Genomic DNA, 14,686 nt, shown 5'->3' with positions numbered 1-14,686 from the left:
AACCCATTGAATAAAAAACTACAATTTGTATATTCATCTCATCACTGATAAAGAAGGGCGTTTTCTGTTGAAAGATAAAAAGACAATCCTCTTGCAAAATAGAAGATTGTCGCGTGAGTGTCTATTTTACTATTTAAACGTCAGGTAGTGCATCTATACATTAACCATATAGCATAGCTGGTTCACGAACCGTTTGTAAATAATCTGACAGTTTCCCTGCAAATACTTTCTCTAAATATGGTAATTGCGCCAGACAATGAGGCGTCATTAATGCTGGGTTTTGAACTATTTTTAGCCCTCCCACCTTTAGTAGCGTCGCTACAAACTGGGAACAAAAATAAGCACGCTCACGTCTCACTTCCTTTTGCATCACCACACCAAAAAGTCCGATAAAATTATATTTATAGCGATCTCGATTCCAATACATATAACGGACAATTTTCATCATATCTAAATATTGATAATGGGATATACGACAGCGATAAATAACACAATCCGCACACTCAAATAGCCCTCTTTCTGCATCCTCTCGTAAAAAGCCACCACTTAACGGATTGTTCAATTGCCTTCGACCAAAGCTATACATCTCAAAAAGCCCCTCATCAAAGGCTATGGATGCATGATTCATCTCCTTGCCCGTATACATGCCGATCGCTTTTGATAATAACGTCCCTGTTTTGGTTAATACTATGTAAATCGTATGTGCCATATCTTCACCTACTTAATATTCTCTCTCCTACTACCAATACGTTTTAAATCTTCAAATGGTTTCGTTAATTTCCTTTTTTTATAATTATACACAGCGAATCTTAAATATTTCCTAGTAGAACCTGAAGATTTTCTTAAGATTTAATAGGCTGAAAGTATTTTTAGAATTGGTTATGACGATGAAAGGATGTTGATTTTTTTACTACCTTTATTTATATGAGCTTAATTGTAGTGTTATGTGTGAAGGGATCGTAAAAATTTTTTCTAAGGCACGGAATCTATTTGTCCTTTTTATTAAAAGACGCTACTCAATTTTGAGTAGCGTTCACTGAGTAATCATGCATTTAAATCCGTTATGGCTGGGACATTAATTTCTTTTACACAGGAGACTGCTGATAGATTAATTACACATTGCACAAGAGATACAATATCTTGTACGGGGATTCGTGTACCTTCATATAAATGAATGGCTTTCTCTGCCCCTTCTTCATAGGGTACTTCTGCTGCCAGTTCACCAGGATTAATGCATGTGACAGCAATTTTATCTTTCCTTAAATGTTCTCGTAGTGCATTTGTAATACCCCTTACGCCGAATTTAGATGTGACAAATGAAACTTGTGTATTGTTTGTGTGGTCTAAGCCTGCTGTAGAGCCAATTAAAATAATCTTTCCATGCTCTGCTTGTCTTAAGTTGGGTATAAGTGCCTGTATATATGTAATAGTAGAGGTTAGATTGATATTGATTAAGTTCGAAATATCCTCTACTTCATCCTTATCAAATGTATAATTATCTTCAAAACCATGCTTTTCCCATACACCCACATTATAAATTAATACATCGAGAGGAATGCCTTGTAACACTTCTTTTAAAGTGGAAATTTGTTGTTGGCTAGACAGATCAATGGATAGCCAGTGACGATTTACTCCGTCATTTAGTTCTAAACTATTAGGTCTTGTTCGTGCTACCATCCATACTTTATCTCCTTTGACAGGTAAACCCTTAACAAATGCATCTCCCAATCCTTGGCTAGCTCCAAAGATAATAAAATTCCTACTCATATTACCACCCTTTCTCATGACAAAATGTAATGAAAACCTATATCTTTTACCCTATGCCGATCAATATATCCTTACGTGAAAGGAATTTCTGCCTTTCAAAATTATCGCTAATAATGAAAAGAATGAATAACTTTCACCTTATTTGATCTTAACGTATTTAATGCTATTAATCTCTTTTTATCACTTGAACTTGCCACTGCCTCTTTTATGATTGTCATATGATAATTATTGTGAAGAGAACCTAAAGTAGTTGCAGTAGCATCTATAAATCTAGTTAGCTCTAGGTCACTTTATATTTGTTATTCATTACCAATAGAATTTATCTGTTTAAACATGCTATCATTTTGTGGATATTGGTTAAAGCAGGTGAAAGATGAAAAGAAAGCTTATTTATACAATAATGTTCGTTTTATTCTGTTTCGTTTTTTTAATGAATCACATTTCTGTCTCTGCAAGTGGCTTTGATGATATAAAAAAACTGCCGAATCAAATGCAACAAGAAGTACAGGATTTAACAAAAAGAAATATTATTAAGGGGACAACACCGACAACTTTTTCCCCAAACTCTACAATTACTCGTGGTCAAGTTGTCATCATGATGGGACGCTATATCGAACAGACTGGCATAGCGAAGGTTGATAAAAATTGGGAGGAAATGGATCGTTTTATGGATATGCCCCTTCGTGTGAAGGATCGTGAATTGCTAAAGTATTCAACTTTACTTTACGATAATGGCATCTTTAAGGGAGAAAATGGACGTCTAAATCCATATCATCACATGACACGAGAACAAATGGCACTAACTTTAAACCGACTTATGGTATTAGCCCGTAAATATTCATTGATTGACTACGCCTATGATTTGCAAAGTCATGTAGTGGATATACAGAAAGCAAATAAAGAAGCTAGACCCTATATAGAGGCACTTAATGCTTTAGGCATTTCCAATGTAGATACTTTCAATCCCAAAAACAGTGTGACACGTGTGCAGTTTGCTTCTTTTTTATCAAGAACAATCAAATTAATTGAGCGCAATCACCATGTTATTCATTTTGAAAAAACAGCTGAAGAGCTAGGATTTCAAAAAATTTCAAATGTAACAACGGTCAATAAATCCCATTTACAAGTATCCTTTTCTAATTCTCTTCTTCATATTTATGCACGCTATGATGGTAACTTTGCCATCGACGAAGAAGTGCTAATTGAAGGGACTAGCCTTTTTGGTCGCCCTCACGAATCACGATTACAGCTAAGAAATCAATTTATGCAATCAAATGCTTTCTCCATTGTAAATAAATACATTCCAGGTCAACATGGATATATTAATATGAATCTTTTCTTAATGCATAGTTTTACAGATGCGCATTACAAATTATTAGATACAGGAAGAGAATATGGATCAGAAGCAGGATATATCGATCAACAAGGTGTATCTATGTATTTCATAAACAGTGATTCTGGCATAATAGAGCATACAATTAATGGAAATGTATTATCTATTGATAATGAAGAAATTATAAGAACACCAAGGACGGTGCATTACCGATATTATTTCGACTATCAAGGTGTCATGGTATTTGATACAGATGCCATGAATCATATCGGTGATAAGCGTTACACAGTAACAAATGATGGAGACGTTTTATTTGAAGGAAAAGTATTAAAAGATCGTACATTCTATTATTTACCTATCATTCGACCTGTACCTTTTCATACCTATAATGATGATTTCAGTGGATTTACGTATACCGATGATGTGACATTGCAACAAATTTTAGCATTCCATAAAACGGACGGACAAAAATCAAGTATTCCAAGACAATACATGCATCCAAAGGTGCTAGTGATTGATGGGAAGAAAAATATATATGGTACAATTAATCTACGGGATGCAACGTTCGGGACTTTCGAAGAGATTAAAAATTATTAATATTCTTATAAATAAAGAAGCCATCTGGTGTTGTTATTTTTTCAACACCAGATGGCTTCTTCGATTACAGTTTATTCATTGTCCCAAATCGGATAATATGACTCGTAGATTGGGTAGCTATAATAAGGTGGTCTTACGCCAACAATTGACATAATATGGTTTAATTGAAAGACTTAAATTATGTGCCAAAAATTTTCTATTAGAATGAAAACATAAATTCAACCATAGCACACAAGGAAAAACCACCTGTTATTTATTCATGATGCCTCAGATGATACCTATAATAAAAGCTTTACACCCTTATTTCAATTACTTTTCAATTTACTTACAGTGGTAATGTTCTTAAGTTCTTTCACATACATTAATGTCGGGATAGCACCTTTAACATCGCCCCCAAGATGTTTTTGTACAATGCTATCCCTTTTTACATACTCTGTTTAGTTGGAAATTTCCCCAAGATTTAATTCATTAATAAGCCGTTGCATTATTCTTGGGAAGGTTCTCCTCATTACATAAGCCACTGCGATTTAAAACCGTCGTGACTTATTGTTTGTCGTTTTTCGATTGAGAAAGTCCTATCATTATTACGTTGATGTTTTACGAGTTCATATTGTAATCAGTAAAAGTGCTCTGTCTATAATTTTGAACCCTCACAAATAAGTGTCTTCAAAATAGTTATTGATAGTGTTCCAAGTATTTTCCTTGTTCGAAAATTTCTTGTGCACTTAAGGCTGTCCAATCCTCTGGTGTTTGATCAGGATGCAAGTCAAGATAGGATTTAACCATCTTATAGCCTTCACTGTAACCATAATTTTTCGGTAACCCTTTTCCACCATATAAGATGTCTGAGGTAAGATTACTGTCGTACTTATGTAAATCAGGTTCTACTTTAGACCATAATTCCTTGTTGTAAGTTACATTCTTTGCTGTATAGCCGTAGTCGGGATAAACATTTTTTTCAAACATGACCGCTTTTCCTTCAAAGACGATACTATCCAATACCGAAGCTCCGACAACTTTATTAAAATATTTTTCCGCCCAAACGCTGTGATGGTATTCGTGGGCAACAGTTGACTTTATACCATCATCCAAAACATTTAGATAAAGCGGGAGGATTATTTTGCCCGCTCCAACTGCGAAGGGTATTCTATTATTGGTTGCGGAAGGGAATACACAAACGGCTACATCGCTTTGAGAGGGTAAGAGGTCTGCGGATTTCAATAGCGATTCTTGAATAAGTTGATTGATTTCTGCTTTATGCGTCTCCATTTTTTCACTCACCATTTGTATTTCTGTTAGCCTGCTAGGAACCGTATTAAGCAGGTTTTCTGCCATATGATAATATTCCCCATTTTCAAAACAATCCTTGTAGATCGGTTGAATAACCTCCTTATTATACAGTTCCAGAGTTTCCGAGCTTGAAAGATTCGGATTCTCTTTGACCTTTTCCATATATGGATAAAACAGTTGATTGGCATGAATGATTTTGTAGTTTTGTTTGGTTTGAGGGTGCTCAAATGAGAACGCCATCTCTTCATCATCTGTTATTTGCTTTTTCTCATGAAGTTGGCTCTCACTTTTTTCTGTTGGTGTACAGGCAGTAAGCATGAGTAGTAAGAAGCCTAGAATAAAGGTGATTCCCTTTTTAAATTTCATCCATTTTCCTCCCGATCGTTAATAACTAGCAATTCTTTATAACCCCATTTATAGATTATATTACCATATAAATAGTAATGAAAGAATGATCGATTTGTCAGTATTTAGTTAGCATCTCCAACAACAGAGTGTACGATTTTGTGAAGGTAAGAACCTCTAGCCACTTCTTTCATATATTATAATGAAAGGAGTGGCTATTGTGCCTTGGCAACATAAAATTCCGTATTTAATCGGTCAGCCTGTTGGTGTTTCTTTTACAAATGGTCAAGGAACTTCTGGTGTCCTCTGTGGCGTATCAGGAGGAAAACTTCTTGTTCTTGAATATTTGTATCAAAGTCAATTTGCCTTAAAGCAGTACGACCTTCAAATGATTCATGATGTGAACGGCTTCCCCCCTTGTCATACGCAGCAGCCGTTATACTAAAAAAACATCCTAGAACGGATGTTTTTTTACATCGTGTTGAATATCAAAACAATTAGTAGAATTTGTTTCATTATTCTTGATGCTATTTGACATTTTTAGTGCTATACAGGCTAACAACTAGCTCAAGCTACTATTCCATCATAATAATAAAGTAAAGCTTTCACCGTTTTATTCCCGAATGAAGGGACAACTCATTTTTTCTCTAGTTGTAGCTTGGCTCGCTACCCCCCTTTTTGTCTTATACATACTTTAGAAGAAAGAAAGGAGGTGTGTTTCATGAGTTACTGTAATTTCAATAGTTACTGTGGCGGGGACAATGGAAGCGGCAATAGCTCTACATTCGTGCTTATTGTTGTACTATTCATCCTTCTTATTATCGTTGGTGCTAGCTTCATGTGTTAATTGATCGTCTCAGGCTTTAGCCTCTGTTCCATTACAGAAGCTAAAGCCTTTTTACAATGAATCGCTACCACAGCTATTCTGTCTAATCTCCTTCCTTTTCGTTTTTTCTAGCTCATTTATTTTTACTCACAATTAAAAGCTAGTAATTTAGATAGATAACTATCTTAAACCGCTAGCTTCACATAATAATAGTAGTGTAAGGTTCTTTCAACTTTACTTTACACTCCTTTTGATACTTGGGGTCACTTTCGTCCGAGTGACCCTGTTGTAGCAACTACACATTTAGTTTCTCCTTTTCCCTATCAAGCGGAATCATCGGAACATTCCTACAACAAATTCGTTTTTATAGGAAGGAGGAAAACAATGGGAATTAATTTAAATCTCTGGTCATTTATCTTATCTTTGGGCTGTATTCTATTATTTTTTCTATCAGGTTCAATGAAAGACTTCTTTGACACATATCTTCATTTCCATCCACTACTGTTGACACTACTCTTGTCTATTGTCTGTTTCTACCTAAGCCTGGTCGGTATGAAAAATGTTAAAAATTTAACGACCTTGCTTCGAGGAATTTTAACAATGGTCATTACACTTATTGTGATGATTAGTATTTCTTTTATTTTACTTTTTGGTACCCTTTTAAGTTAAAATGACCTACCCCCACATTATTTTAATACAAGCCTCCTTGACGAACGTTTGTTCTATGGTTAAACTATTAGAAAAGGAGGCTTTTTTATGCAAAAAACAACGAATATTGAGTTAGTACATTTCTCTGAAAGCTATGTAGAGCAGTTAAATCGTTTTGAATTACCTGAAGAACAACACCAATTTACAGCACTTCCTCAAGAGATTTCAATCGAGAAGGTCGGACAGTATCCAATTGTGATTTTAAGTGGTGGCGTACCTGTCGGCTTTTTTGTTCTTCATGCAACGGACAGAGTCCAACAATATTCTAGTAATCCTCAGGCAATGTTACTAACTGCCCTGTCCATCGACCATCAGCAGCAAGGTAGGGGCTATGCTAAAAAGGCTATGTCTGCACTTGCGGATTTTGTGAAGCAGGAATTTAAAGAATGTAATGAAGTAGTGTTAGTCGTCAATCATAAAAATATAGCTGCACAGAATTTATATATCAAAGTAGGCTTTGTGGATCATGGAGAAAGAAGATTGGGACCTATTGGTGAGCAGATCGTTATGAATTTGCCGCTGTAAAGAAATTGTCACTCATTTGCTTTTCAAAATGAGAGACGCCTTACAAACAACGGAATTCTATTTTCCCCTACCATCTCTAAGAATTTCATTGTTACACCTCCACTCCCTGGCATATAAGCTTTTCCTTCACGAATTCAACTGCTATGGGTCATTTTTGTACAGTATAATAAAGTCAATAAGCTATAGAAAAGGTGGCTCTAGACATTGAAAAAAGAGATGTGGCTATGGTTATTAGGAATTTCTCTACTAGCTGGATGTAGTGTTACTGCTCCAAACGAGACAGTAATCCCCCCTGCTGAACAGGTCTCATCACAGCTGGATATACAGGCTCCATTGATTGCCGTTTCCGATGATGAGAAGGTGAAATTATTTGCACAGAATGAAGCACAAAATGAAATTACAGAGGTAACTTTAGATATTGATGGTAAGCGAAAAAATTTTGACTGGACAATTCCTGAGACAGGAACTAAACCTCAGTTATTCTATACAGATCTGACGAATGATCATAAGGAAGAGGCTGTTATGATTATCCAAACTGGACGAGGGACAGGCCTCAATCACTATGAGATCCATGTTGTAAATGGAAAGGATTTATCGGAGATGAATGTCCAACATTATGAAGACATCGTTGCACATACTATTGAATCAACGATTACTAAAAAAGATGATGGCACATTAGCGATTACTATGAAAGCACAGGGAAAAGAATCTACATTTGATTATGACTTTGATCCAGCACCAGATATCAATCAAGCGCAACTTGCTTTCGGTGGTGTGGTCATTTATACAGTAGAAAATCAAAAAATAATGTTAAACATCCCTGGATCGATTGGCATCTCACCTATTTATGTAGCCGATGTTCGTATTACCTATCAATTTAATCGTACTAACAATGAATTTCTTGTTGAGCAAATTGATGTGAAACCTATCGAGAAATAAAGCCGCCAAAAGCTGACCACTCCTGTCATCAGCTTTTGGCTTTTTCGTCGTAGACGTAAGCCTAGGCATTGTGTAAATGTTTATTCATTAGCTCTTCGACTTGGGTTTTTAACGCTTGATTGGCATAGCGTAGTACCTCATCATTGCCTGCGGTAGCCACCTGCACATCACTAAAGTAATCATCAATTCGATGCCAGCCAACTAATCGTATTTTTTGTTGAGCGAGCTGACGTTTTAATTGAAAATAATCATTGTGTAGCTGCTTTAATAAAGCATCCATAGCAGGTAAAAATACACGCTTCATCTTAAAATGCTCCGCCACTGTTAGATCGTGCTGCAAGGATTTCACAGCTAAATCAAGCAGCAAAAATTGATGTAATAATCGTCGTTGCTCTCCATTAATCACATCCATCATCTTCTATACGAGCAGCATAAATGTATCTTAATGGGATGTGCTTCGTTGTGGTAATGGTTTCTAGTAGCAGCTGGTCCTCGTTCATCGCTTGAATGGTACCTCCCCATTGCACATAGTTACCATGTTCCCATATAGTCAACATAATATAGTTATGCTGTGTGAATGCTTGTGTGATTATTTGCTGTAATTCTTCAAGCTCCCATTCAGCATGTTCCCGAGGCAACTCTGTCAACACCTCTTGTTTCCATGCCTTCAAAAGCATTAAATGCTCTGGTAGCATCATCGCTGTCCATTTCATCGTTCCTCTATCTCTTATCATTTTTCCACTCCTTATGCTAAATGCCCGCCCACTAAGCGATTCCGTGAAATAGCCGTACCAGCGCTGGTATAGGAGGCTGCTCGTAATAAGGCCACCACTCCATATTTTCTACGAATCGCATCCATGACATGACCAATGACCTGCCGCTGGTCCTTACGCTCATCAAATAAATCAAGCTGAATGCTACGTTCTGGCTCTAAGTTTGTCAGTCTAACAGATAATTGACGCGCTGGCTCACCCGCAAAATGCTCATCTAGTAAGGCCAGACAAGCCTGATACATAACAATGGTCTCATTGGTTGGACTTTCGATGGTTCTTGAGCGATGGAACCCTTTCGTCATCGCATTGCGACTGTAAGAGAGCCCCAAGCTAACAGTCCGCCCGACATAGCCTGCTTCCCGTGTACGTCGCATCACATCCTCACACATTTCTAGGAGTACAACCGCAATATCCCTTCGTGTGTGATAATCCTTCATGAGCATTTGGCCCTTCCCAAAGCTTAATGCCGCATTGTTCACTAATGGCTCACCTAATGTGGAGAGATCAATGCCCCATGCATGGTAATAGTATTGATTACCCATAATACCAAAGCGCTTTTCTAATTCGGCTAAATCGGCATGGGCTAATCCACCGACTGTTTGGATGCCCATCGCATTTAAATTGGCTGCCATCTGTTTCCCAATCCCCCACATATCAGACAGAGGACGCACGGGCCAAAGCTTTGTTGGCACATCGGCATAGGTCCATTTGGCAAAGCCTGTTTTTTTTGCCTCTAAATCTAATGCTAATTTAGCCATCAACATGTTTGGTCCCATGCCAATGGCGGACGGAATGCGAAACTTTTCATAGATGTCTTCCTGAATCAATTTGGCTACCTGCTCAGGCGAACCCCAAAGTTGCTCCGTGCCTGTTAGATCTATAAAGCTTTCATCCACACTATAAACATGGATCGCCTCTGGAGGGACATATTGTGCAATCAGACGCGTAATGGCCATGGACATCTCTAGAAAAAAGGACATTTTTGGTTCAAACAACTTAATATCTGGATGTTTGGGAATTTCATAACGTCTATTCCCTGTTTTAATGTTAAATTTTTCTTTCATCACTGGTGATGCAGCCAGCACAATACTGCCAGGTTGTTCAAAATTACCGATGACGGCAATTGGATCTGTCAGCACATCTAGCCCTTCTAGCATGGCAATACAACTTGCATAAAAGCACTTCATATCAATACAAAAAATATCTTTCTGTGGGAAATCGTTGTAATTCATATTACCTCAGACTCCCGTTGGAGAATGGGCAGAAGGGCTAGAACATTGTTAATACGAAACGTACGCTTCGCTAGCCTTGTAAAACAAAAGGCGGTAAAGGAATCACCTTTAATGTGGATGATTTTCACGCGCCTTTTCGTAATGGCACCTGATTCCGCTATATACATCATGTGGAAGATTTGGTGACGATGCATGGCTTTTCTCAACTGCTCTTTCATGTTGAATGCTCCTTTACTGACTCTGTTTTCATTCATGTTGAACAGAGTTTTTAACAACCAAGAACAAACGTTTGTGTTTTTATTATACGCACGTATGTTCTGAAATAGAAGTGGTAATTTTAGCTAATTTTTATCCAGACAGAGGCTAGCTGTAGCTAGGCATTTGTGTAAGTCTAGGAGCACCTAAAACATAATCTATGATGATGAATAGCTCAATTTATATGAGAAAGGATGTAAGTATCAGCTCAAACATCGATTATAGCTCCCCTTCTGCAGCGTTCACTTTTGATGTCAATAAAAGTACGCTTTTTAAAAAAGACTCCCGAAATTACATTAATATTCTCGGTGTGGAACAATTAAATACATTAGAAAATACATCTTTACTTGATATTTTTTTAAGTAAAGACAATGTCATCGAGCCACATTACCATCAAAATGCAGCAGAGCTTGTCTATTGTATTGCAGGAGCAGCAACGGTTTCTCTATTGAATCCATTTACCAAGAAAATTCAACACTATCCTATCAAGCCTGGGCAGGTTGCCAATGTCCCACAGGGCTGGTGGCATTATGAAGTAGCCACAGAAGATGACACGCATCTACTTGCTATTTTTGATGCGCCAACGCCTGAGGTCATTTTAGGCTCTGATATCTTAAAATTCACACCAGCCCATATGATGGCCCATACGTATTGTTTAGATGAAGAACAATGGAAGAAAACGATTGCACCGATTGTTCCTACGACTTATATTGGACCAGCAAAAAGCTGTAATCGAATCGAGTCAGCAACGGATCAAGCCCCTTATAAACCAACCATGCCACAGCAATATATGAAACCATGTCCATACCCTTATCCCTACCGTTACCCTCCTTTGTACCCTTATGGTACCTACTATTAGCGACCTCTTATTCATTTTTTATTGTAAAAGATGAATAGAATATCATTTACTGCTACATCCTAATCTTAAATCAAACTAAGAGTTAGGAAGTGTCAGGATGACAATGATAAATGAAAATCTAGCATCGCTACAATTTAAGGAGATTTTCAAGCTTTGGTCACAGCTTGGGATCAATCAAGGCTATATTGCTTCCAGTCATGCTTTTTTTAAGCATACGCGTGATAAAAACTTAAAAATCCTTACATTGGAATTTATTCAATGTTTAAAAGAGGAAAATAAACAGCTAACCCTGCTATTAAAGGAAAACGGTGTGCTGGCACCAACAGCATCGATAGAATACAGTAAAATGAAAATAACGGATATTCGTGGAAAATCTTTCATTAATGATGGCGAAATAAGTGCTATTTTATCGATGAATATTGCCTCCTCTTTGATTGCCGTAAGCCAAGCTTTAGAACTAGCAGTAAAGAAAACACATCTAACCAAATATGGTGAACTCCATATGCGTTATGCCCTACTTGGAGCGAAATTGATTGACCTAAGTAAGAGTAAAGGCTGGTTATTAGCCTCTACACACTAAAAAGAAGCCTCCGTTTGAATACCTAACGGAAGCTTTTTTTTAATCTTTATCGATTTCTTACGAACAGTAGCTTATACCATTGATTGACTAGGAATGGTAACACCGACAGGCTATAAATAAAGCCTAGCTGTGCTGGTGTTAATGGAGCTACCTCAAAGACCGTTGTAAGCATCGGCATAAATAAGACCATGTGTAAACTTAGCACACCAATGATAAAGGCGAACCACGTATATTTATTCGAAAATACACCAATCGCAAAGATAGATTGTTTGGATCGAGAATTAAAGCCATGCACTAACCTTGACAGGCATAGTGTTGTAAAGGCCATCGTGCTTGCTGTTAACGTATCGCCTGTCGATAAACCGATTTGAAACGCAATAATGGTGGAAATGGCGATTAATATCCCTTCAAGCACAACTTGTGTGGTAAAGGCTTTATTTAATAAAGGGGTATGAATGTTTCTAGGCTTGTCCTTCATTGTTTTCTTATTATTTGGCTCTAAACCGATGGCAATAGCAGGCAGACTATCTGTTAATAAGTTGATGAATAGAAGATGGACAGGTGCAAAAGGAACAGGTAAGCCCAGAACCGTTGCATATAACACGACAAAAATAGCGCCTGCATTTCCAGATAATAAGAACAGAATGGCATTTTTAATATTTGTATAGATGCTACGGCCATTGGCGATTGCTTTAACAATTGTTGAAAAATTATCATCCGTTAAAATCATGGATGAGGCATCTTTTGCAACCTCTGTGCCTGTTACACCCATAGCCACCCCAATATCAGCTTGCTTCAAAGCAGGTCCATCATTGACACCGTCTCCTGTCATGGCAACCACATGTCCTTTATCCTGCCATGCTTTAACAATTCGAATTTTTTGGGCGGGTGTAACACGGGCATAAACAGAATAATCCTGTACTTTATCTTGCAGCTCTTGATCCGTTAAGCCTTCGAGCGCATGTCCCTCTATAGCTTCAGCTGGATTTTGCAAAATACCAATTTGTTCGGCAATCGCGGTTGCTGTAATTTTATGGTCTCCTGTAATCATGACGGGTTTAATACCTGCCTTTATACAGCTTTCCACAGCCTCTTTCGACTCTTTTCTTGGAGGGTCCATCATCGCTACTAAGCCGACAAAGATTAAATCTCGTTCTGCTTGTGGATCGACTTTTTGTAGAGGCAATACCTCCTTATAAGCAATGGCTAGCACCCTTAAACCATTCATAGAAAAATCGCGATTCACCGCCTCGATTTTCTGGCGATGCTGCGGGGTTATCTCAAAAATACCTGTTGATGTTTTGATTCGCGTCACTTTTGGTAAGAGTACATCCAGAGCCCCTTTGGTAATCATGATGGGCTGCTTGTCCATCTGATTGACAGTGCTCATAAGCTTCCTCGTCGAATCAAATGGAATTTCAGCCAATCGTGGATATTGCTCACGTATCTTCAATTCATCTAAACCATACTGTTTCCCCAATTTCACGAGCGCAATTTCTGTAGGATCACCAATCTCCTTCTGGTCACGCTCGACAGCATCACTACATAAAAGCGCTTTTACCATTAGCTCTTTTTCCACTGGATTTATTGGATTGAGCCAATCATGAGGAATTTTCTTCTGGTCCACAAAAACTTCCTGTACCACCATTTTATTTTCTGTTAAAGTACCTGTTTTATCAGAACAGATGACCGATACACTCCCCAAGCTCTCCACAGCATAAAGCTTGCGGATGATCGCATTTTCCTTTGCCATCTTTTGGGTGCCAAAAGCTAATACAATGGTCACGATAGAACTTAAAGCCTCAGGGATAGCCGCCACAGCAAGAGATACAGCAAACATAAAGGATTCCACTAATGCTCGTCCTCGGATAAGATCAATCGTAAAGATTGCTAAACAAATTAGCGTAATTCCTAAGGCTAATTTTTCACCGAATTGATCGAGACTAATTTGTAATGGCGTTTTCTTTTCCTTGGCTGTATCGAGTAAATTCGCAATTTTTCCGATTTCCGTCTGCATCCCAATTGCCGTAACCATCACGATGCCACGTCCATTGGTCACAAAACTTCCTGAGTACACCATATTTTTCTTATCCGCAATGGTGATATTCTGTTTCCGAATGGGGTCTGTACTTTTTGCCACAGCAATTGATTCGCCTGTAAGAGAGCTTTCGTTGATGTGTAAATTATGGCTTTCTAGTAGTCTTCCATCCGCATTAATATAATCTCCCGCCTCCAACATCAGAAGGTCGCCTACTACAATTTCTTCAGAAGGAATTTCTACTAGTTGATTATTACGCATGACCTTGGCAATGGGAGAGGTCAATGCTTTCAGATTATCTAATGATTGTTCGGCCTTCACATGCTGCACTGTACCTAAAATGGCATTTAAAATAACCACGATCATGATCACAATGGTGCTTTCTACTTCTCCTAGTAGAAAGGAAACGACGGCAGCAACGAGTAAAATGATGACCAATAAATCTTTGAATTGGCCCATAAAAACAGCCAACGTACTTGTTTTTTGCCCTTCCTCTAATACATTATAGCCATAGACTTGTTGCCTCTTTTGGACGTCATCATCAGTCAAACCTTGCGTGGTGACGTTCAATATCTTCATGACTTCAGCAGATGATTGTTGATGATATTCAGTCATTGAG

The 14,686-nt window shown here is 37.8% G+C and carries 16 protein-coding genes; 8 read left to right on the top strand and 8 right to left on the bottom strand.

Annotation, left to right across the window (positions count from 1 at the left end; all coding sequences use genetic code 11):
* Positions 1-160: 160 nt before the first annotated feature.
* Positions 161-709 (bottom strand): hypothetical protein, encoded by a 549-nt coding sequence (locus tag HCH28_RS07010; protein ID WP_221680359.1) that lies wholly within the window; start codon positions 707-709, stop codon positions 161-163.
* A 335-nt stretch (positions 710-1,044) separates the two neighbouring features.
* Complete coding sequence (locus HCH28_RS07005) at positions 1,045-1,767, bottom strand: SDR family NAD(P)-dependent oxidoreductase (protein ID WP_221680358.1); 723 nt, start codon at positions 1,765-1,767, stop codon at positions 1,045-1,047.
* 373 nt (positions 1,768-2,140) lie between these two features.
* Here HCH28_RS07005 and HCH28_RS07000 point away from each other — a divergent pair, with 373 nt between their 5' ends.
* Positions 2,141-3,697, top strand: coding sequence for an S-layer homology domain-containing protein (locus HCH28_RS07000; protein WP_221680357.1), 1,557 nt, complete (start codon positions 2,141-2,143; stop codon positions 3,695-3,697).
* 675 nt (positions 3,698-4,372) lie between these two features.
* Here the strand turns inward: HCH28_RS07000 and HCH28_RS06995 are convergent.
* Entirely contained in the window at positions 4,373-5,353 is a 981-nt protein-coding gene (locus HCH28_RS06995) for a DUF2268 domain-containing putative Zn-dependent protease (RefSeq protein ID WP_221680356.1), read from the bottom strand.
* A gap of 199 nt (positions 5,354-5,552) precedes the next feature.
* On the opposite strand from HCH28_RS06995, the gene HCH28_RS06990 reads away from it, so the two are divergent.
* The 5 genes from HCH28_RS06990 to HCH28_RS06970 all read left to right on the top strand — a co-directional run bounded on the left by HCH28_RS06990 (position 5,553) and on the right by HCH28_RS06970 (position 8,330).
* Complete coding sequence (locus HCH28_RS06990) at positions 5,553-5,777, top strand: hypothetical protein (protein ID WP_221680355.1); 225 nt, start codon at positions 5,553-5,555, stop codon at positions 5,775-5,777.
* A 276-nt stretch (positions 5,778-6,053) separates the two neighbouring features.
* The gene (locus HCH28_RS06985; RefSeq protein WP_081011033.1) at positions 6,054-6,179 is read left to right on the top strand and encodes a YjcZ family sporulation protein; all 126 of its coding nucleotides are present in this window, start codon (positions 6,054-6,056) and stop codon (positions 6,177-6,179) included.
* A 363-nt stretch (positions 6,180-6,542) separates the two neighbouring features.
* The gene (locus tag HCH28_RS06980) at positions 6,543-6,827 is read left to right on the top strand and encodes a hypothetical protein (RefSeq protein WP_221680354.1); all 285 of its coding nucleotides are present in this window, start codon (positions 6,543-6,545) and stop codon (positions 6,825-6,827) included.
* An 87-nt stretch (positions 6,828-6,914) separates the two neighbouring features.
* On the top strand, positions 6,915-7,391 hold the full coding sequence (locus tag HCH28_RS06975) for a GNAT family N-acetyltransferase (protein WP_221680353.1): 477 nt from the start codon (positions 6,915-6,917) through the stop codon (positions 7,389-7,391).
* 204 nt (positions 7,392-7,595) lie between these two features.
* Positions 7,596-8,330 carry a hypothetical protein gene (locus tag HCH28_RS06970; protein ID WP_221680352.1) on the top strand — a complete coding sequence of 245 codons (735 nt, stop codon included), beginning with the start codon at positions 7,596-7,598 and terminating at the stop codon, positions 8,328-8,330.
* A gap of 61 nt (positions 8,331-8,391) precedes the next feature.
* Here HCH28_RS06970 and HCH28_RS06965 read toward each other — a convergent pair whose 3' ends face one another.
* The 4 genes from HCH28_RS06965 to HCH28_RS06950 are packed head-to-tail and all read right to left on the bottom strand — an operon-like array spanning position 8,392 to position 10,553.
* A complete protein-coding gene (locus HCH28_RS06965; protein ID WP_221680351.1) occupies positions 8,392-8,745 on the bottom strand; it encodes a YhjD family protein in 354 nt (117 codons plus the stop codon).
* Complete coding sequence (locus tag HCH28_RS06960; protein WP_009370357.1) at positions 8,729-9,064, bottom strand: YolD-like family protein; 336 nt, start codon at positions 9,062-9,064, stop codon at positions 8,729-8,731. The genes HCH28_RS06965 and HCH28_RS06960 overlap by 17 nt, the downstream gene beginning before the upstream one ends.
* Positions 9,065-9,075: 11 nt before the next feature.
* On the bottom strand, positions 9,076-10,335 hold the full coding sequence (locus HCH28_RS06955) for a Y-family DNA polymerase (RefSeq protein WP_221680350.1): 1,260 nt from the start codon (positions 10,333-10,335) through the stop codon (positions 9,076-9,078).
* Positions 10,332-10,553, bottom strand: coding sequence for a WYL domain-containing protein (locus HCH28_RS06950; protein WP_221680349.1), 222 nt, complete (start codon positions 10,551-10,553; stop codon positions 10,332-10,334). The genes HCH28_RS06955 and HCH28_RS06950 overlap by 4 nt, the downstream gene beginning before the upstream one ends.
* Before the next feature lie 239 nt (positions 10,554-10,792).
* On the opposite strand from HCH28_RS06950, the gene HCH28_RS06945 reads away from it, so the two are divergent.
* Positions 10,793-11,449, top strand: a complete 657-nt coding sequence (locus tag HCH28_RS06945; protein ID WP_370635343.1) for a cupin domain-containing protein — start codon at positions 10,793-10,795, stop codon at positions 11,447-11,449.
* Between the two features lie 97 nt (positions 11,450-11,546).
* Entirely contained in the window at positions 11,547-12,029 is a 483-nt protein-coding gene (locus HCH28_RS06940) for a DUF3231 family protein (RefSeq protein ID WP_255600825.1), read from the top strand.
* A gap of 46 nt (positions 12,030-12,075) precedes the next feature.
* Here the strand turns inward: HCH28_RS06940 and HCH28_RS06935 are convergent, their stop codons facing one another.
* Positions 12,076-14,682 carry a cation-translocating P-type ATPase gene (locus HCH28_RS06935; protein ID WP_221680347.1) on the bottom strand — a complete coding sequence of 869 codons (2,607 nt, stop codon included), beginning with the start codon at positions 14,680-14,682 and terminating at the stop codon, positions 12,076-12,078.
* Between the last annotated feature and the right edge of the window lie 4 nt (positions 14,683-14,686).

Source organism: Lysinibacillus sp. K60, from assembly GCF_019731275.1.
Classification (GTDB): Bacteria; Bacillota; Bacilli; order Bacillales_A; family Planococcaceae; genus Lysinibacillus; species Lysinibacillus capsici.
Note: the sequence above shows the minus strand (reverse complement) of the source record. Positions and strands in the feature narration are given on the sequence as shown.